This window comes from Pseudomonas sp. X4, assembly GCF_040784925.1.
Lineage (GTDB): Bacteria > Pseudomonadota > Gammaproteobacteria > Pseudomonadales > Pseudomonadaceae > Aquipseudomonas > Aquipseudomonas putida_Z.
On record NZ_CP160798.1, the window covers coordinates 2,660,410 to 2,678,649 of the forward strand.

18 protein-coding genes are annotated in these 18,240 nt (G+C 63.2%); 11 read left to right on the forward strand and 7 right to left on the reverse strand.

Translation table 11 applies throughout. From position 1 onward, the window contains the following. Nucleotides 1-413 precede the first annotated feature (413 nt). From ABX298_RS11740 to ABX298_RS11775, 8 genes are all read left to right on the forward strand, one after another. Nucleotides 414-1,751 carry an OprD family porin gene (locus tag ABX298_RS11740; RefSeq protein WP_075044316.1) on the forward strand — a complete coding sequence of 446 codons (1,338 nt, stop codon included), beginning with the start codon at nt 414-416 and terminating at the stop codon, nt 1,749-1,751. A 168-nt stretch (nt 1,752-1,919) separates the two neighbouring features. Next, nucleotides 1,920-2,558 carry a peroxiredoxin gene (locus ABX298_RS11745; protein ID WP_015268594.1) on the forward strand — a complete coding sequence of 213 codons (639 nt, stop codon included), beginning with the start codon at nt 1,920-1,922 and terminating at the stop codon, nt 2,556-2,558. A 291-nt stretch (nt 2,559-2,849) separates the two neighbouring features. Beyond that, nucleotides 2,850-3,443, forward strand: a complete 594-nt coding sequence (gene ssuE, locus ABX298_RS11750; protein ID WP_024087992.1) for an NADPH-dependent FMN reductase — start codon at nt 2,850-2,852, stop codon at nt 3,441-3,443. An 84-nt stretch (nt 3,444-3,527) separates the two neighbouring features. Next, complete coding sequence (locus tag ABX298_RS11755; RefSeq protein WP_367394414.1) at nt 3,528-4,493, forward strand: sulfonate ABC transporter substrate-binding protein; 966 nt, start codon at nt 3,528-3,530, stop codon at nt 4,491-4,493. Nucleotides 4,494-4,551: 58 nt separating this feature from the next. After that, nucleotides 4,552-5,700, forward strand: coding sequence for an FMNH2-dependent alkanesulfonate monooxygenase (ssuD, locus tag ABX298_RS11760; protein WP_025337326.1), 1,149 nt, complete (start codon nt 4,552-4,554; stop codon nt 5,698-5,700). A gap of 10 nt (nt 5,701-5,710) precedes the next feature. Beyond that, a complete protein-coding gene (gene ssuC / locus ABX298_RS11765) occupies nt 5,711-6,508 on the forward strand; it encodes an aliphatic sulfonate ABC transporter permease SsuC (RefSeq protein WP_039614250.1) in 798 nt (265 codons plus the stop codon). After that, nucleotides 6,505-7,317 carry an aliphatic sulfonates ABC transporter ATP-binding protein gene (gene ssuB / locus ABX298_RS11770; RefSeq protein WP_013970450.1) on the forward strand — a complete coding sequence of 271 codons (813 nt, stop codon included), beginning with the start codon at nt 6,505-6,507 and terminating at the stop codon, nt 7,315-7,317. The genes ssuC and ssuB overlap by 4 nt, the downstream gene beginning before the upstream one ends. 40 nt (nt 7,318-7,357) lie before the next feature. After that, nucleotides 7,358-7,573, forward strand: coding sequence for a molybdopterin-binding protein (locus ABX298_RS11775; protein WP_003255829.1), 216 nt, complete (start codon nt 7,358-7,360; stop codon nt 7,571-7,573). A 127-nt stretch (nt 7,574-7,700) separates the two neighbouring features. Here the strand turns inward: ABX298_RS11775 and ABX298_RS11780 are convergent, their stop codons facing one another. The 4 genes from ABX298_RS11780 to ABX298_RS11795 form a co-directional block, all read right to left on the reverse strand. After that, nucleotides 7,701-8,327 carry a TetR/AcrR family transcriptional regulator gene (locus ABX298_RS11780; RefSeq protein ID WP_075044318.1) on the reverse strand — a complete coding sequence of 209 codons (627 nt, stop codon included), beginning with the start codon at nt 8,325-8,327 and terminating at the stop codon, nt 7,701-7,703. Continuing rightward, on the reverse strand, nt 8,327-9,904 hold the full coding sequence (gshA, locus tag ABX298_RS11785; protein WP_075044319.1) for a glutamate--cysteine ligase: 1,578 nt from the start codon (nt 9,902-9,904) through the stop codon (nt 8,327-8,329). Before gshA ends, ABX298_RS11780 begins: the two co-directional genes overlap by 1 nt. A 287-nt stretch (nt 9,905-10,191) precedes the next feature. After that, a complete protein-coding gene (locus ABX298_RS11790) occupies nt 10,192-10,575 on the reverse strand; it encodes a PaaI family thioesterase (RefSeq protein ID WP_112251310.1) in 384 nt (127 codons plus the stop codon). Further along, nucleotides 10,575-12,899 carry a Tex family protein gene (locus tag ABX298_RS11795; RefSeq protein WP_025337330.1) on the reverse strand — a complete coding sequence of 775 codons (2,325 nt, stop codon included), beginning with the start codon at nt 12,897-12,899 and terminating at the stop codon, nt 10,575-10,577. The genes ABX298_RS11790 and ABX298_RS11795 overlap by 1 nt, the downstream gene beginning before the upstream one ends. Before the next feature lie 217 nt (nt 12,900-13,116). On the opposite strand from ABX298_RS11795, the gene ompR reads away from it, so the two are divergent. Beyond that, on the forward strand, nt 13,117-13,857 hold the full coding sequence (gene ompR, locus ABX298_RS11800; RefSeq protein ID WP_012270052.1) for a two-component system response regulator OmpR: 741 nt from the start codon (nt 13,117-13,119) through the stop codon (nt 13,855-13,857). 13 nt (nt 13,858-13,870) lie between these two features. After that, a complete protein-coding gene (locus tag ABX298_RS11805) occupies nt 13,871-15,184 on the forward strand; it encodes an ATP-binding protein (protein WP_013970454.1) in 1,314 nt (437 codons plus the stop codon). A 124-nt stretch (nt 15,185-15,308) separates the two neighbouring features. Here the strand turns inward: ABX298_RS11805 and rimK are convergent, their stop codons facing one another. Further along, the gene (gene rimK / locus ABX298_RS11810; RefSeq protein ID WP_013970455.1) at nt 15,309-16,214 is read right to left on the reverse strand and encodes a 30S ribosomal protein S6--L-glutamate ligase; all 906 of its coding nucleotides are present in this window, start codon (nt 16,212-16,214) and stop codon (nt 15,309-15,311) included. Next, nucleotides 16,211-16,627: an ATP-dependent zinc protease gene (locus tag ABX298_RS11815; protein ID WP_230491514.1), complete on the reverse strand. Its 417-nt coding sequence runs from the start codon at nt 16,625-16,627 to the stop codon at nt 16,211-16,213. The genes rimK and ABX298_RS11815 overlap by 4 nt, the downstream gene beginning before the upstream one ends. Before the next feature lie 175 nt (nt 16,628-16,802). Here ABX298_RS11815 and ABX298_RS11820 point away from each other — a divergent pair, with 175 nt between their 5' ends. Next, on the forward strand, nt 16,803-17,204 hold the full coding sequence (locus ABX298_RS11820; protein WP_075044321.1) for an RNA-binding S4 domain-containing protein: 402 nt from the start codon (nt 16,803-16,805) through the stop codon (nt 17,202-17,204). 127 nt (nt 17,205-17,331) lie between these two features. On the opposite strand, the gene ABX298_RS11825 is transcribed toward ABX298_RS11820, so the two are convergent. Then, nucleotides 17,332-18,126, reverse strand: coding sequence for a phosphatase PAP2 family protein (locus ABX298_RS11825; RefSeq protein WP_367394415.1), 795 nt, complete (start codon nt 18,124-18,126; stop codon nt 17,332-17,334). Nucleotides 18,127-18,240 lie beyond the last annotated feature (114 nt).

Here is an 18,240-nt window from a genome sequence, read left to right on the forward strand (position 1 = left end):
CCGCTCCCACATCGAGCGCACGAAGGCCGCAACATAGGTAATCCTGGGCAATGGCGAAATCGCAGACGGCTGCTAGGCTTTTTCGTCCCAATAGAACGATACGGAATTAGGTTATGAGCAAACGTTTGCAAATAACCAAAGGTTATGAAAAGCGATCTGCTGCTAACGAATCGCAGTAACAGTTCCTAACATATTCCTTAAAAATCTTACCAATTCATAAAACGGTCATTTTGGATTTATAGGATTGTCATTATCCTGTAGCGCAGGTGGCGTCTTAGACCAAAGTCGCGAAACGTTTAGAAACGATTGACTAAACGGTCACGCTTTGGGACTAAATCGCCAATCCACGGTGAGCGGGGCAGCAGATCCCACCGCCAGAGATACACAAGAATTAGAACGTAGAGGAGCAAAACATGTACAAGTCCAGCCTGGCCCTGGCCGTGGCACTGGGGGTTCTCGCCCAACAAGCAGGCGCTGCCGGTTTCGTTGAAGACAGCAAACTGTCGCTCAGCTCGCGCACCATGTACTTCAACAACGACAATCGTGAAGCTCACGGAGATGTTCGTCCGGATCAGCGTGAATCCGGCCAGGGCTTCAAGCTCGACTACATCTCGGGCTTCACTGAAGGTACCGTTGGCTTTGGTGTTGATGCCCAAGCGCTATGGGGTATTCACCTGGATGGTGGCCAGGGTTACCACAAGGGTGGTTTCTTCCCGGATGACGGCAAGGGTTCTGCAGCCCAGTGGGCCCGTTTTGGTGCCAACGCCAAGGCTCGCTTCTCGAAGACCGAAGCGCATTTCGGTAGCGCGCTCGCGCCAAACCTGCCGATCCTGGTCTCCAACGATGGCCGTCTGCTGCCGCAAACCTTCGAGGGTGGCACCATCACCTCGAAGGAAATCGACAACCTGACCATCAACGCCGGTCAGCTGACCCATGCCATGGGGCGTGCCTCGAGCAACCGTACCGGTCTGTCCGTTGCGGGCGCTACCGCTGAAAGCAACAAGTTCCGCTACGGCGGCCTGGACTACAAACTCACTCCAGACCTGACCCTGCAGTACTACTACTCGAATCTGGAAGACTTCTACAAGCAGCACTTCCTGGGTGCTACCCATGTCTTCAAGATCGCTGACGACCAGTCGTTCAAGACCGATCTGCGCTACTTCGATAGCAGCGCCGACGGCAAGAACAAGAAAGGTGGCCCAGGCGAGTACAACTTCAATAACAACGGCGGTTACGAGAAGACCGACGGCAAGATCGACAACAAGACCTGGTCCGCCATGTTCACCTACACCCTGGGTGGCCATGCGCTGATGCTCGGTCACCAGCAGGTCGGTGACGACGGCGGCTTCGTATGGCTCAACCAGGGCAGCCTGGTCAACGACAGCGGCACCTCGGAAGGCGCTGGTGGTTCCAGCTTCTACCTGTTCACCGACAGCATGATCAACCAGTTCGCTCGCGCCGGTGAGAACACCACCTTCGGTCAGTACTCCTATGACTTCGCGTCCCTGGGCGTTCCAGGCCTGAAGGCTTCGGTGGCCTACCTGCGTGGTGACGATATCCGCAACAAGTCGGGCGACGGCAGCTACAACGAATGGGAACGTGACGCGCGCGTCGACTACACCATTCAGCAGGGTACCCTCAAAGGCTTGGGCTTCAGCCTGCGTCAGGGTGTCTACCGTGGTAGCGGCGAAAGCAGCGCTGACCAGGATCAGACTCGCTTCATCGTGAACTACACTTACGCCTTCATGTAAGTTCGTGGTGTAACCAAAAGAGCCTCGCCTAGTGCGAGGCTTTTTTGTGTCTGCGATTTCGTATGCCTTATGGTTATAAACAAATCAGTATTTATTCTTTTTGTTTTTAATCGAATGCAGGCACATTGAACCCACACGGTACAGAACCCAGCACAGGAGCCGCAGCCCATGAGCCTAAAACTCGGCGATATCGCCCCCGATTTCGAACAGGATTCCAGCGAAGGCAAGATCCGCTTCCACGAGTGGCTGGGCAACAGCTGGGGGGTATTGTTCTCCCACCCTGCCGACTTCACCCCGGTGTGCACCACCGAACTGGGCCTTACCGCCAAGCTTAAGGACGATTTCGCCAAACGCGGGGTCAAGGCCATCGCCCTGTCGGTGGACCCGGTCGATTCGCACCACCGCTGGATCGATGACATCAACGAAACCCAGAATACCGTGGTCAACTTCCCGATCATTGCCGACGCCGACCGCAAGGTGTCCGATCTGTACGACCTGATCCACCCGAACGCCAGCGACACCCTGACCGTGCGCTCGCTGTTCGTCATCGACCCGAACAAGAAGGTGCGCCTGACCATCACCTACCCGGCCAGTACCGGGCGCAACTTCAACGAAATCTTGCGGGTGATCGACTCGCTGCAGCTGACCGACAACCACAAGGTCGCCACGCCAGGTAACTGGCAGGACGGTGACGACGTGGTAATCGTGCCCTCGCTGAAGGACGAGGAAGAGATCAGGCAGCGCTTCCCCAAAGGTTACCGGGCGGTCAAACCCTATCTGCGGCTGACCCCGCAGCCCAATCGTTAAAGGATTCCTCGTTGCATTGCTCTTAGCCAAAGCAGGGATATTCGGGCCGTTTCGACGGCCCTTTTTTTTTGCCTGCTGAAACTGCGTGGGCTTCTTCGCGGGTAAACCCGCTCCCACAGGGATAGCGCAAGTCTCAGGCCTTGTGCGGTCCCTGTGGGAGCGGGTTTACCCGCGAAAGGGCCAAAACAGGAGATAGATAAAAAATGGAATAAACAAATGAAAAAATATGATTTCTAGATATATGCGGCGACTGTTAATGTCACCTCCAACAGAACACAAGGAAGCGCTGCAATGCTGGTCGTCTCAATCGGTGGTAGCCCCAGTACCCGTTCACGCTCCGGCGTGCTGCTGGAGCGTTCTCGCCAGTGGCTGCAGGACCGTGGCGTCGAGGTAGTGACATTCCAGGTACGTGACTTTCCCGCCGAAGACCTGCTGCACGCCCGATTCGACAGCCCGCAGGTGCAGCACTTCCAGCAGCTGGTGGCCCAGGCCGATGGCCTGATCGTCGCCACGCCGGTGTACAAGGCCTCGTTCGCCGGTGCCCTGAAAACCTTGCTCGACCTGCTGCCCGAACGCGCCCTGGCACACAAGATCGTGTTGCCGATCGCCACCGGCGGCAGCATCGCCCACATGCTGGCGGTGGATTACGCACTGAAACCCGTGCTGTCGGCACTCAAGGCGCAAGAGACCCTGCAAGGGATCTTCGCCGACGACAGCCAGGTCGCCTACGCAGAAGGCTCCAGGCCCGCGCAGCTGGTAGCGGCGCTGGAAGAACGCCTGCAGGACGCGCTGGAAACCTTCCACGTTGCACTGGCCCGTCGGCCGCGCCCCGTGGCCCCCGGCGTATTGAACGAACGCCTGATCAGTGCTCGCTGGAGCATCTGACCGGCCCAACCCGCTTTACCACCTTACTCGCCCGACAACGAGGCAAGCAGGTGCAACCCGAACCCACTCGCACAGGAGAGCGCCATGCGCACAGTCTTCTTGCGTCGCGGTCTGGTCGCCCTGTTTGCGGCGGCTGTGTCCTTCGGCGCCATCACCCAAGCCCAGGCCGAGAGCCTGCGTATCGGTTACCAGAAATACGGCACCCTGGTGCTGCTCAAGGCCAAGGGCACGCTGGAAAAGCGCCTGGCCGAGCAGGGCGTGCAGGTGCAATGGACCGAGTTCCCCGGCGGCCCGCAACTGCTTGAGGGGCTGAACGTCGGCTCCATCGATTTTGGCGTCACCGGTGAAACCCCTCCGGTGTTCGCCCAGGCCGCCGGTGCCGACCTGCTGTACGTCGCCTACGAGCCGCCAGCGCCGCACAGCGAGGCGATCCTGGTGCCGAAGGGCTCGCCGATCCAGTCGGTCAAAGACCTCAAGGGCAAGAAAGTCGCCCTCAACAAAGGCTCCAACGTTCACTACCTGCTGGTTCGCGCCCTGGAAGACGCCGGCCTGAAATACAGCGAAATCCAGCCGGTGTACCTGCCCCCGGCCGATGCCCGCGCCGCCTTCGAACGCGGCAGCGTGGACGCCTGGGTGATCTGGGACCCGTACCAGGCTGCCGCCGAGAAACAGCTGCAGGCTCATACCCTGCGTGACGGCAAGGGCCTGGTCGACAACCATCAGTTCTACCTGGCCACCCGCAACTACGCGAACCAGCACCCGGCGGTGATCAACACCCTGATCGAAGAAGTGCGTGCCGTAGGTCAATGGTCCCAGGCCAACCCGCAGGAAGTGACCGACCAGGTCGCGCCGCTGCTCGGCCTGCCTGCCGATATCACCCTGACCTCGGTCAAGCGCCAAGGCTACGGTGCCGCGCCGCTCACCCCGGAAGTGGTAGCCGCGCAACAGAAGATCGCCGACACGTTCCAGGCACTGAAGCTGATTCCCAAGCCGCTGAGCATCAAGGACGTGATCTGGACACCCCCGGCCAAGGTCGCCAGTGCGCCTTGATTGATTTGCCTGCGCCGGGGCGCCGCCCTGGCTGAGCCCCCTTGAGGAGACAACTCCAATGAGCCTTAACATCTTCTGGTTCCTTCCTACCCACGGTGACGGCAAGTACCTGGGCACCTCCGATGGCGCGCGCGCCGTCGACCATGGCTACCTGCAGCAGATCGCCCAGGCGGCCGACCGGCTCGGCTTTGGTGGCGTGCTGATCCCTACCGGGCGCTCCTGCGAGGACTCCTGGCTGGTCGCGGCATCGTTGATCCCGGTGACCCAGCGCCTGAAGTTCCTGGTCGCCCTGCGCCCCGGGATCATTTCGCCGACCGTGGCGGCACGCCAGGCAGCAACCCTTGATCGCCTGTCCAACGGCCGCGCGCTGTTCAACCTGGTGACCGGTGGCGACCCGGACGAGTTGGCCGGTGACGGCCTGCACCTGAACCATCAGGAACGTTATGAAGCCTCTGTGGAGTTCACCCGTATCTGGCGCAAGGTGCTGGAAGGCGAGGTGGTCGACTACGACGGCAAGCACATCCAGGTGAAGGGCGCCAAGCTGCTCTACCCGCCGATCCAGCAACCACGCCCGCCACTGTATTTCGGCGGTTCCTCGGAAGCTGCGCAGGACCTGGCCGCCGAGCAGGTCGAGCTGTACCTGACCTGGGGCGAGCCGCCGAGTGCGGTCGCTGAAAAAATCGCCCAGGTGCGTGAGAAAGCCGCCGCCCAGGGCCGCGAAGTGCGCTTCGGTATCCGCCTGCACGTGATCGTGCGGGAAACCAACGAAGAAGCCTGGGCCGCTGCCGACAAGCTGATCTCGCACCTGGACGACGACACCATCGCTCGCGCCCAGGCCTCGCTGGCGCGCTTCGACTCGGTCGGCCAGCAACGCATGGCCGCCCTGCACAACGGCAACCGTGACAAGCTGGAAGTCAGCCCCAACCTGTGGGCCGGTGTCGGCCTGGTGCGCGGTGGTGCCGGTACCGCGCTGGTGGGGGATGGCCCGACCGTCGCGGCGCGGGTCAAGGAATACGCCGAGCTGGGCATCGATACCTTCATCTTCTCCGGCTACCCGCACCTGGAAGAGTCGTACCGGGTGGCCGAGCTGCTGTTCCCGCACCTGGATGTGCAACGCCCGGAGCAAGCCAAGACCGGTGGTTATGTGAGCCCGTTTGGCGAAATGGTGGCCAACGACATCCTGCCCAAGTCCGTTGCGCAGAGCTGAGGGCCAGGCCATGAGTCGTGCAACTTCCAACAACCTTGGCCAGCGCCTGGCGCCATGGGCGCTGCCGGTACTGCTGCTGGCTGCCTGGCAGCTGGCGGTCAGCGCCGGCTGGCTGTCGACGCGTATCCTGCCGGCGCCCAGCGCCGTGGTCAGCGCCGGCGTCGAGCTGGTGCGCAGCGGCGAGATCTGGACCCACCTGGCCATCAGTGGCTGGCGTGCCGGGCTGGGCTTCGTCATCGGTGGCAGCATCGGCCTGGTGCTGGGCTTCATCACCGGCTTGTCGAACTGGGGCGAACGCCTGCTCGACAGCTCGGTGCAGATGATCCGCAACGTGCCGCACCTGGCGCTGATCCCGCTGGTGATCCTGTGGTTCGGTATCGACGAGTCGGCAAAGATCTTCCTGGTCGCGCTGGGCACGCTGTTCCCGATCTACCTGAACACCTACCACGGCATCCGCAACGTCGACCCGGCGCTGGTGGAGATGGCGCGCAGCTATGGCTTGTCCGGCTTCAGCCTGTTCCGCCAGGTGATCCTGCCCGGGGCATTGCCTTCGATCCTGGTAGGCGTGCGCTTTGCCCTGGGCTTCATGTGGCTGACCCTGATCGTTGCCGAAACCATTTCGGCCAATGCCGGCATCGGTTACCTGGCGATGAACGCCCGTGAGTTCCTGCAGACCGACGTGGTGGTGCTGGCCATCGTCCTGTATGCGGTGCTCGGCAAGCTTGCCGACCTCGCCGCCCGCGGCCTGGAGCGTGTGTGGCTGCGCTGGCACCCGGCCTATCAAGTGGCGAAGAAGGAGGGCGCATGACCGTACTCAAGGAACAGCCGCCACGCCTGCTGCGTGGCATCCCGCTGGCTTCCAGCGGCCTGCGCAAGACCTTTGGCCAGCGCGAAGTGCTGAAGGGTATCGAGCTGCATATTCCTGCCGGCCAGTTCGTCGCCATCGTCGGCCGTAGTGGCTGCGGCAAGAGCACCTTGCTGCGCCTGCTGGCCGGTCTCGACCAGCCCACTGCAGGCCAGTTGCTGGCCGGTGCCGCGCCGCTGGAGCAGGCCCGTGAAGAAACCCGCCTGATGTTCCAGGACGCGCGCCTGCTGCCATGGAAGAAGGTGATCGACAACGTTGGCCTGGGCCTGTCTGGCGACTGGCGCCCGCGTGCGCTGGAAGCGTTGGAGTCGGTTGGCCTGGCCGACCGCGCCAATGAATGGCCGGCGGCTCTGTCGGGCGGCCAGAAGCAGCGTGTGGCCCTGGCCCGGGCGCTGATTCACCAGCCGCGCCTGCTGCTGCTGGACGAACCGCTCGGTGCGCTGGATGCATTGACCCGTATCGAGATGCAGCAACTGATCGAACGCCTGTGGCGTCAGCACGGCTTCACCGTGTTGCTGGTTACCCACGATGTCAGTGAGGCAGTCGCCGTGGCTGACCGGGTGATCCTGATCGAGGACGGCGAGGTCGGGCTCGACCTCACTGTCGACCTGGCACGGCCTCGGGCGCGTGGTTCGCACCGCCTGGCCGCGCTGGAAAGCGAAGTGCTCAACCGTGTTCTGTCGGCCCCGGGCGCTGCGCCCGAGCCGGATCCTGTAGCCCCTTTGCCCACGCAACTGCGTTGGGCGCACTGACTCACTTACCAGACTGAAGCCATAGAGAAGGAATCAAATCATGACCATCAAAGCCATCAACGTTCGCAACCAGTTCAAAGGCACCGTGAAGGAAATCCTGGAAGGCCCGGTACTGTCGGAAATCGACGTGCAGACCGCCTCGGGCATCGTAACTTCGGTCATCACCACCCGCTCCGTGCGTGAGCTGGAGCTGCAGGTGGGCAGTGAAGTGATTGCCTTCGTGAAGTCGACTGAAGTGTCCATCGCCAAGCTGTGATGGGTGTGGGCCATGGGGCTGCTTTGCAGCCCAATCGCCGGCAAGCCAGCTCCCACAGGTGCCCACAAGCTTCAGGCGTTGTGCTGTACCTGTGGGAGCTGGCTTGCCGGCGATGAGGCCATCAAATTTAACGCTTGGCCAGAAATGGCGGCAGATACAACCCCAGATACGCCTCGAACACTCGCTTGCCTTCCTCGGCCATGCGCGGGGTAATCGCCTCATGCAGCTGCACCGACCGCGCATACACCCGGTCACTCAACTCCATGGCCAGGGCAAACACGTCCACATCCGCCGGCATCACTGGCAGATGAAAGTGCTGGTCGAACAACTTGTGCATCAAGTCGCCCAGTTCCATGTCGTGCTGCCGGTCGGCCTGCACCACTTCGCTCAGGCCATGCTGGGCCAGGATCAGTTGCCGCGCCGCCGCGTCCTCGTTGTAGATATCCAGCATGCGCTGCTCGATCAGCCGTGACAGTTCGTGCCAGGTGTTGAACGCACTGCTGTCGATCGGCGCGCTCAGCGCTTCACGGAAGGCCCGGTGTACATCGGCCGTCAACGCCTCCAGCAGCGCCGGCACGCTGGCGAAGAAGTGGTACACCGAAGACGGTGGAATCTGCGCACGCTCGGCCACGCTGTAGATCGACAGGCTCGCCACCCCCAGCTCGGCCAGCAACTCGCGTGCAGCCGCCAGGATCGCCTCGATCCTGGCCTGGCTGCTGGCGCGCGGCTTGCGCGGGGTGGCAGTGCGGGTCATCAGTTGCTGATCGCCAGGATGCTGGCCTGGTAGGCGCCGACGAACAGGTCGAAGTCGCCGACTTCCTGCTGTTCCAGGCGCGACTGCTCGGCCAGCGAGTCGCGGGCGAGGGTTTCGAAGGCCTGCTGGCGCTCGACCGGCAGTGGCTGCTCGCGGAAGGTTTCGGCGTGGATGCGGCTCTGGCGCAGGGAGAACTTGACGAAGCTTTCGTCATGCTCGGTCATGCGCGCCAGTACCTGGGCCGACGGGGTCAGCGAGGCGTCGTCGACCTTGGCCTGCTGGGCATCCAGGGCCTTGCCGTGTTCTGCACCGCCTTGCGCCTGGTCGAGCAGATCGGCCAGTGGCCGAATACGCTCGATCAGCTCGCTGGCCCAGGCCTTCAGGCCGATCGGCTGGCCATTGCGGTGCAGTTCCAGGCCCGGGCGACGGCCTTCCTTGACCACGGTCAGGAAGTTGTTGGTGCACTGGCCGCATTCGCCGTTGTCCAGTTGCGGGCTGTCTTCCAGTGCGCAGAACAGCAGGAACGCGTCGAGGAAGCGCGCCTCGGTCAGGTCGATGCCCACCGGCAGGAACGGGTTGATGTCCAGGCAACGAACTTCCACGTACTGCACGCCACGCGAGGTCAGGGCCTGGATCGGCCGCTCGCCGGTGTAGGTGACGCGCTTGGGGCGAATGTTCGAGTAGTACTCGTTTTCGATCTGCAGGATGTTGGTGTTCAGTTGTACCCACTCGCCATCCACGTGCGTGCCGACTTCGACGTAAGGCGGGTAGGGCGTGCCCACCGCCTTGCGCAGGCTGTCGGTGTAGCTGGCCAGGTTGTTGTAGCACGGCGTGAGGCCGGCCTGGGCGTTGCTCTGGTAGCCCAGGTCGCTCATGCGCAGGCTGGTGGCGTAGGGCAGGTACAGGGTTTCGGCGTCCAGCTCTTCGAGCTGGTGCGGGCGGCCACGCAGGAAGCCTTTGTCCAGGGCCGGCGAGGCGCCGAACAGGTACATCAGCAGCCAGCTGTAGCGGCGGAAATTGCGGATCAGCGCGATATAGGCCGACGACTGGTAGTCGCGGTCGCTCTCACTGCCGCCTTCTGCGGCGCGCAGCAACGGCCACAGCGCTTCGGGCAGCGAGAAGTTGTAATGGATACCGGCGATGCACTGCATGGTGCGGCCGTAGCGCAGGGCCAGGCCCTTGCGGTAGACGTGCTTGAGCTTGCCGATGTTCGAGCTGCCGTACTCGGCGATCGGGATGTCCTCCTCGGCCGGCAGCGTGCAGGGCATCGACGGGCTCCACAGGTATTCGTCGCCCAGCTTGCTGTAGACGAAACGGTGGGTCTCTTCGAGGCTTTCCAGCACCTTGGCCGGGTCGGGCAGGGCTGGGGTGATGAACTCCAGCAGCGACTCGGAATAATCGGTGGTGATCTGCTCGTTGGTCAGCGCCGATCCCAGTGCTTGCGGATGCGGGGTCTGGGCCAGGCGACCTTCGTCGGTCACGCGCAGGCATTCGCGCTCAATACCGTGCAGGCACTGCTTGAGCAGGGGGAGATTGGCGCCGAGCAGGCTCAGGCGGCGGTTGAGGAGGTCGCTCAAGATGTATTCCTTCACGCGTCAGTCGCCCCAATATGGGGGTAGAAAAGACGGTCTACAAGGGTAGTGGGAAAAGGAACTGGCGTTGTCGCCTGGTTTACGCGGTTCCGGCATTGCGCAGCGCCGACTTCGGGGGCCGCTTCGCAGCCCATCGCCGGCAAGCCGGGCTCCCACAGGTAAACCACGATATTCAGGCTTGTGGATTACCTGTGGGAGCCCCGCTTGCCGGCGATGGGGCGCGAAGCGGCCCCCGGCTGTTGCCGAAAATACCGCAGATACCGCTTGGTGAGCTAGAGAACCGCGAAGGTTCCTTGCGCTTTCGCCACCAGCTTGTCGCCCTGAACTACGTCGGCGTCGACCACCAGGGTGCGCCGCCCGGCGTGCAGCACACGGGCGGTGCACAGGACCTCGCCGTCACTGACGGCGCGCATGTAGTTGATCTTGCACTCGATGGTGACGCTTTGCTGGTCGAAGCCATGGCTGGCCGAGCAGGCCAGGCCCATGGCGATATCCACCAGGCTGAAGATCGCGCCGCCGTGCAGCTTCTGGCCACGGTTGCGCAAGTGTGGCTCGAGCGCCAGGGCTACCTCGGCAACACCTGTTTCCAGGCGTTGCAGGCGGCAGCCGAGGAGCTGGCTGAAGGCGCTTTCGACGTATTCGCTTGGAACGTCCATCACTTCTTCTTCAGCTGCTTGGCGTTGGCGAACAGGGCGGCCATGGCGTTGTTGGCCGGTGCCGCAGTGGCGGTTTCGCGCTGGCGCGGCGCCTGCTGCTGGCGGTTGCCGCCATTGCCACGGTTACCACCGCGGTTGCCGTCTACCTTCTCGCCCGGGGTGTCGCTCATGCGCATGGACAGGCCGACGCGTTTGCGCGGGATGTCCACTTCCATGACCTTGACCTTGACCACGTCGCCGGCCTTGACCGCTTCACGTGGGTCCTTGATGAACTTCTCCGACAGCGCCGAAATATGCACCAGGCCGTCCTGGTGCACGCCGATGTCGACGAAGGCACCGAAGTTGGTGACGTTGGTCACCACGCCTTCGAGGATCATGCCCGGTTCCAGGTCCTTGAGGTCCTCGACGCCGTCCTGGAAGGTGGCGGTCTTGAACTCGGGGCGTGGGTCGCGGCCTGGCTTGTCCAGTTCCTGCAGGATGTCGGTGACGGTCGGCAGGCCGAAGGTTTCATCGGTGAATTTCTTCGGGTCCAGGCGCTTGAGGAAGCTGCTGTCACCGATCAGCGAGCGGATGTCGCGGTCGGTGTCGGCGGCAATGCGCTGCACCAGCGGGTAGGCCTCGGGGTGAACCGCGGAGGCGTCCAGCGGGTTGTCGCCGTTCATCACGCGCAGGAAGCCGGCGGCCTGTTCGAAGGTTTTCTCACCCAGGCGGCTGACCTTTTTCAGCGCAGCACGAGTGGCGAACGGGCCGTTGGCATCGCGATGGGCGACGATGTTCTGCGCCAGGGTGGCGTTGAGGCCGGAGATGCGCGTCAGCAGCGCCACCGAGGCGGTGTTGACGTCCACGCCCACGGCGTTCACGCAGTCCTCGACCACGGCGTCCAGGCCGCGCGCCAGTTTCAGCTGGGACACGTCGTGCTGGTACTGGCCGACACCGATGGATTTCGGGTCGATCTTCACCAGCTCGGCCAGCGGGTCCTGCAGGCGGCGGGCAATCGACACGGCGCCACGGATCGACACGTCCAGGTCCGGGAATTCGCGGGCGGCCAGTTCCGATGCGGAATACACCGAAGCGCCGGCCTCGGAGACCATGATCTTGGTGATCTTCAGCGCCGGGTACTTCTTGACCAGCTCCGCCACCAGCTTGTCGCTTTCGCGGCTGGCGGTGCCGTTGCCGATGGCAATCAGCTCCACCGAGTGCTTGGCGCACAGTGCAGCCATGATCGAAATGGTGCGGTCCCAGTCGTTCTTCGGTGCGTGCGGGTAGACCGTGGTGTGGTCCAGCAGCTTGCCGGTGGCATCGACCACGGCGATCTTGCAGCCGGTGCGCAGGCCCGGGTCGAAGCCCAAGGTGGCACGCGGGCCGGCCGGGGCGGCCAGCAGCAGGTCGTGCAGGTTGTGGGCGAACACATTGATCGCCTCGCCTTCGGCGTTGTCGCGCAGCTCGCCGAACAGGTCGGTTTCCAGGTGGGTGTAGAGCTTGACCTTCCAGGTCCAGCGCACCACTTCGCCCAGCCACTTGTCGGCCGGGCGGTTGCGGTTCTCGATGCCGACGTGGTTGCCGATCATCAGTTCGCACGGGTGCAGGGTGCCGGGCAGTTCTTCGCCGACTTTCAGCGAGGCGCTCAGCACGCCTTCGTTACGCCCGCGGAAAATTGCCAGGGCGCGGTGCGACGGAGCGTTGCGCAGCAGTTCGTCATGGGCGAAGTAGTCGCGGAACTTGGCGCCTTCTTCTTCCTTGCCAGGCACGACGCGGGCGCTGAGCACCGACTCCTGCTTGAGGAAGCTGCGCAGCTTGTCGAGCAGGGCGGCGTCTTCGGCGAAGCGCTCCATGAGGATGTACTTGGCGCCTTCCAGCGCGGCCTTGACGTCGGCCACGCCCTTGTCGGCGTTGACGAAGCGTGCGGCTTCGCTTTCCGGGGCGAGGTCGGGGTTGTTGAACAGGCCGTCGGCCAGCTCGCCGAGGCCGGCTTCCAGGGCGATCTGGCCCTTGGTGCGGCGCTTCTGCTTGTACGGCAGGTACAGGTCTTCAAGGCGGGTCTTGGTATCGGCCAGCTTGATCTCGCGGGCCAGTTCCGGGGTCAGCTTGCCCTGCTCCTCGATGCTGGCCAGGATGCTGGCGCGGCGCTCGTCGAGTTCGCGCAGGTAGCGCAGGCGCTCTTCCAGATGGCGCAGCTGGGTGTCGTCCAGGCTACCGGTCACTTCCTTGCGGTAGCGGGCGATGAAGGGCACGGTCGAGCCTTCGTCCAACAGGCCCACGGCCGCCTCGACCTGCTGGGGGCGTACGCCCAGTTCCTCGGCGATACGGCTGTTGATGCTGTCCATGTAAACCACCTGACATTTGTGAATACGGGGGTCGCCTGTGGGCCTTTCGCCCGGCGGCGCTGGATGAAAGCCGCGCATTATACCCATCGCAAACGGCTTGCGGTGATGGCGCCCGGCCAGCCGAAACTGGCGCCGGGGGAAAAATCTGCTAACAATGCTCACGCAACGTGCAGCAATGGCTACGCCATAATGCGCGGCGATATCAGAGGAGTTATTCATGACCGGCACGCCAAACACCGCTGAAGGTGACAAGATTCTCATCGTCGACGACGACCCGGGGCTGAGCAGCCTGCTGGAACGTTTCTTCACCAGCAAGGGCTACCGTGCCCGCGCGGTACCCAACACCGAGCAGATGGACCGCCTGCTGCAGCGTGAGGTGTTCAACCTGGTGGTGCTCGACCTGATGCTGCCCGGCGAGGATGGCCTGTCGGCGTGCAAGCGCCTGCGTCAGCAGAACAACCAGATCCCGATCATCATGCTCACCGCCAAGGGCGACGAGCTCAGCCGTATCAAGGGCCTGGAGCTGGGCGCCGACGACTACCTGGGCAAGCCGTTCAACCCGGACGAGCTGATGGCCCGGGTCAAGGCCGTGCTGCGCCGCCAGGCGCCGAGCGTGCCGGGTGCGCCTGGTAGCGAAGACGAGTCGGTCACCTTCGGCGACTACGAGCTGTCGCTGGCCACCCGCGAACTCAAGCGTGGCGACGAAGTGCACATGCTCACCACCGGCGAGTTCGCCGTGCTCAAGGCGCTGGTGATGCACGCACGCGAGCCGCTGACCCGCGACAAGCTGATGAACCTGGCGCGTGGCCGCGAATGGGATGCGCTGGAACGCTCCATCGACGTGCAGATTTCGCGTCTGCGCCGCATGATCGAGCCGGACCCGTCCAAGCCGCGTTATATCCAGACCGTGTGGGGCGTGGGCTACGTGTTCGTGCCGGACGGAAACGCCGGTAAATGATGCCGCGCCGTCGATGAAAACACCGCTCTGGTTTCCGCAAAGTTTCTTCGCCCGCACCCTGTGGCTGGTGTTGATCGTCGTCCTGTTCTCCAAGGCCTTGACCCTGGTCTACCTGTTGATGAACGAGGACGTGCTGGTCGACCGTCAGTACAGCCACGGTGTTGCGCTGACCCTGCGCGCCTATTGGGCGGCCGACGAAGAAAACCGCGACAAGATCGCCGAAGCGGCAGGCCTTATCCGGGTCACCGGCTCGGGCGTGCCCGAGGGTGAGCAGCACTGGCCCTACAGCGAAATCTACCAACGGCAGATGCAGGCCGAGTTGGGCGAAGACACCGAGGTACGGCTGCGCATTCATGCGCCGCCGGCGTTGTGGGTCAATGCGCCAAGCCTGGGCCCGGGTTGGTTGAAGGTACCACTGTACCCGCACCCGCTGCGTGGGCAGAAGATCTGGAACGTGCTGGGTTGGTTCCTGGCCATCGGCCTGTTGTCCACAGCTTCGGCCTGGATCTTCGTGCGCCAGCTGAACCAGCCGCTCAAACGCCTGGTGTTCGCCGCCCGGCAGTTGGGCCAGGGTCGCAGCGTGCGCCTGCCGATCAGCGACACGCCCAGCGAGATGACCGAGGTGTACAAGGCCTTCAACCAGATGGCCGAGGATGTCGAGCAAGCCGGGCGCGAGCGCGAGCTGATGCTGGCCGGGGTTTCCCACGACCTGCGCACACCGCTGACGCGCCTGCGCCTGTCATTGTCGTTGCTGGACAGCGACAGCGAACTGAGTGACGACATGGTCCGCGATATCGAGGACATGGACGCGATCCTCGACCAGTTCCTGGCCTTTATCCGCGATGGCCGTGACGAGCCGGTTGAGGAGGTCGACCTGGCCGACCTGGTGCGCGAAGTGGTGGCGCCGTACAACCAGCCGGAAGAACGGGTGCGGCTGTGCCTGGAGCCGATCCCACCGTTCCCGCTGCGCCGGGTTTCGCTCAAGCGCATGCTGGGCAACCTGATCGGCAATGCCCTGCACCACGCCGGCAAGGGGGTCGAGGTGGCCGCCTATGTGTCGGGCGACGAGAGTGCGCCGTATGTGGTGCTGAGCGTGCTGGACCGCGGGACGGGGATCGACGAGTCGGAGCTGGAGACCATCTTCAACCCGTTCATTCGTGGTGACCGGGCCCGGGGTGGCAAGGGCACCGGGCTGGGGCTGGCGATCGTCAAGCGGATTGCAGCGCAGCATGGTGGGAATGTGGAACTGCGCAACCGCTCTGGTGGCGGGATCGAGGCGCGGGTACGGTTGCCTTTGGGGCTGTTGCTGCCGCGTAATGCTGTATGAATCTGGTTGGCCGCACCGGCCCTATCGCCGGCAAGCCAGCTCCCACAGGTAATCCACAAGCCTGAAGGTCGTGGTAATCCTGTGGGAGCTGGCTTGCCGGCGATAGGGCCGGTACAGGCTTGAATCAGCCCTTACCCTTGGTCCGAGTCTGATTAGGCCCACCATTCTTCTCCAGATGCTCGATGATCATGGCGGCCACGTTCTTGCCGGTGGTCACTTCAATCCCCTCCAGCCCCGGCGACGAGTTCACCTCCATCACCAGCGGCCCGTGGTTGGAGCGCAGGATATCCACACCCGCCACACTCAAGCCCATCACCTTGGCCGCGCGAATGGCGGTCATGCGTTCTTCCGGGGTGATCTTGATCAGGCTGGCCACCCCACCGCGGTGCAGGTTGGAGCGGAATTCCCCCGGCTTGGCCTGGCGCTTCATCGACGCGATGACCTTGTCGCCGACCACGAAGCAGCGGATATCCGCGCCACCCGCTTCCTTGATGTATTCCTGCACCATGATGTTCTGCTTCAACCCCATGAACGCCTCGATCACCGATTCGGCGGCCTTGGTGGTTTCGCACAGCACCACGCCGATGCCCTGTGTGCCTTCCAGCACCTTGATCACCAGCGGGGCGCCGTTGACCATCTGGATCAGGTCGGGGATGTCGTCCGGCGAGTGGGCGAAGCCGGTAATCGGCAGGCCGATGCCGCGCCGCGACAGCAGTTGCAGCGAGCGCAGCTTGTCACGGGAGCGGGCTATCGCTACCGACTCGTTGAGCGGATACACGCCCATCATCTCGAACTGGCGCAGCACCGCGCAGCCATAGAAGGTCACCGAGGCACCGATGCGCGGGATCACTGCGTCGAAGCCTTCCAGCGGCTTGCCGCGGTAGTGGATCTGCGGCTTGTGGCTGGCAATGTTCATGTAGGCCCGCAGGGTATCGATCACCACCATTTCGTGGCCCCGCTGGGTACCGGCTTCGACCAGGCGGCGGGTGGAATACAGACGCGGATTGCGCGACAGCACAGCGATCTTCATGCAGCACCTGTGGCAGTAGAAAGGGTGGCCGGGAAGGCCGGTTTGTCTTGTACGTATTTGAGGCCAGGGTTGACCACCAGCTGGCCATGGATCAGAGCCTTGGAACCCAGCAACAGGCGATAACGCATGTTCTTGCGGCACGCCAGGGTGAACTCCACCTCCCACACACCATCGCCCAGGGCCAGTGACGTGCGGATGACATAGCGGGTCTGGGCCTGGCCGTTGGAGCTCTTGATGGTTTTCATGGTCACCAGCGGTGCCTCGCAGCGGCGGTGGCGCAACTGCACCACCGAGCCCAGGTGTGCGGTGAAGCGGACCCAGGGCTGGCCGTCGCGCTCGAACGGTTCCACCTCGGTGGCGTGCAGGCTGGAGGTGCTGGCGCCAGTGTCGATCTTGGCGCGCAGCCCGGCCACGCCAAGGTCGGGCAGGGCGACCCACTCGCGCAGGCCGATCACAGTCAAATGGTCAAATGTCTTCACGAAACGCACCCTGCGGATGAGGTGGTGAACTGTAAGCACGGCGGGGATTTTTTGCATCCGATCGTTACGGTAGTACAGTTCGATGAAACACAGCGTTCGAGGTAACGGGATGGCACAAAAAGCCGAAGACGACGACAAGGTCCGCCTGGACAAATGGCTGTGGGCGGCACGCTTCTACAAGACCCGCGCGCTGGCCAAGGCGGCGATCGAGAGCGGCAAGGTGCATTGCCGGGGTGAGCGCTGCAAGCCGGGCAAGGAGCCGCGGGTGGGTGAGGAGTTCGTGCTGCGCACCGGGTTCGACGAGCGCACCGTGGTGGTGAAGGCTCTGTCGGTAGTGCGACGTGGGGCGCCTGAGGCGCAGACGTTGTACGAGGAGACCGAGGACAGCGTGCGCCGGCGTGAGCAGGCGGCGGAACTGCGCAAGGCCGGGGCGATGGGCGTGACCACCGATGGGCGGCCGACCAAGAAGCAGCGGCGGCAGATTCACCAGTTGCATGGGAGCTTCGAATAGCCGGGGCCGCTTTGCGGCCCATCGCCGGCAAGCCAGCTCCCACAGGTACTGCGCAAGCCCTGAAACTTGTGCAATCCCTGTAGGAGCGGCCTTGTGTCGCGATGGGCTACGCAGTAGCCCCAAGGATCTAGCGGGTCACCGCCAAGCGCCCGACCAACGGTAACTTGGCCGCGATCGCAAACAACGGCGCCGTCCAGCGCATCAGCACTCCACTCCCCTTGGCCGCCAGCGGCGTGTAGCAGCTCCAGCCCAACGCCAGCACTGCCATCAGCAGCCCGCCGATGTAGTCATCCTGCCCCCAGTGGGCACCGGCCACCAGGCGCGGCAACATGAACAACACCGCCAGCCCCCAGACCACAAGATACTGCACCAGGCGGCGGCTGAACACGCTCATGAACAGCGCCCAGACCAGCAGCACCGAGGCATGATCCCCCGGGAAACTCTTGCTGGAACGGTCCTTGAGCTCCCAGGCCGCCTCCAGGTTCGGATAGTAGTCGCTGAGGTGCACCACCTCGTCGAACATCATCGAAGGGCTCTTGTGCTGCCAGCCGGCTGCATCCACCCACTTGGAAAACAGCGCGCGAATCACCACTAAGAGGATTAGCGTGACCAGGAAGCCGAAAAAGGCCTGGCGCACCTGGGTTGCCTTGAACACCCAGTCGCCACGGATAAGCACTGCCAGAAGGATCAGGCCGACGACGATGTCGAATGGGCGCAGGCTACCGACGGTCCAGATGTAGCGCCAGGTGGTGTTGTCGGCCAGCGGCGCATTCAGGCTGTGGAACAGCCACTCGTCGAAAGTCAGGCACAAGATCTGGCCAATGGGCCATAACCAGAAACACAGTAGAGCGATAGGAAGCAGCGTACAGGCTGCCAATGGCCCCCAGGACCACCTTGCTTGGAACAGTGGTCGATTATCCATAAAATACCTCTATTGCAAACAGGAATCGGAGCGCCTTGTGAGCGCTCTGTCACGGGGTTCTCGGATGTTTTTCGACAACCCTTGTAACCATTTTGTCATCATTTTCAGATAGCC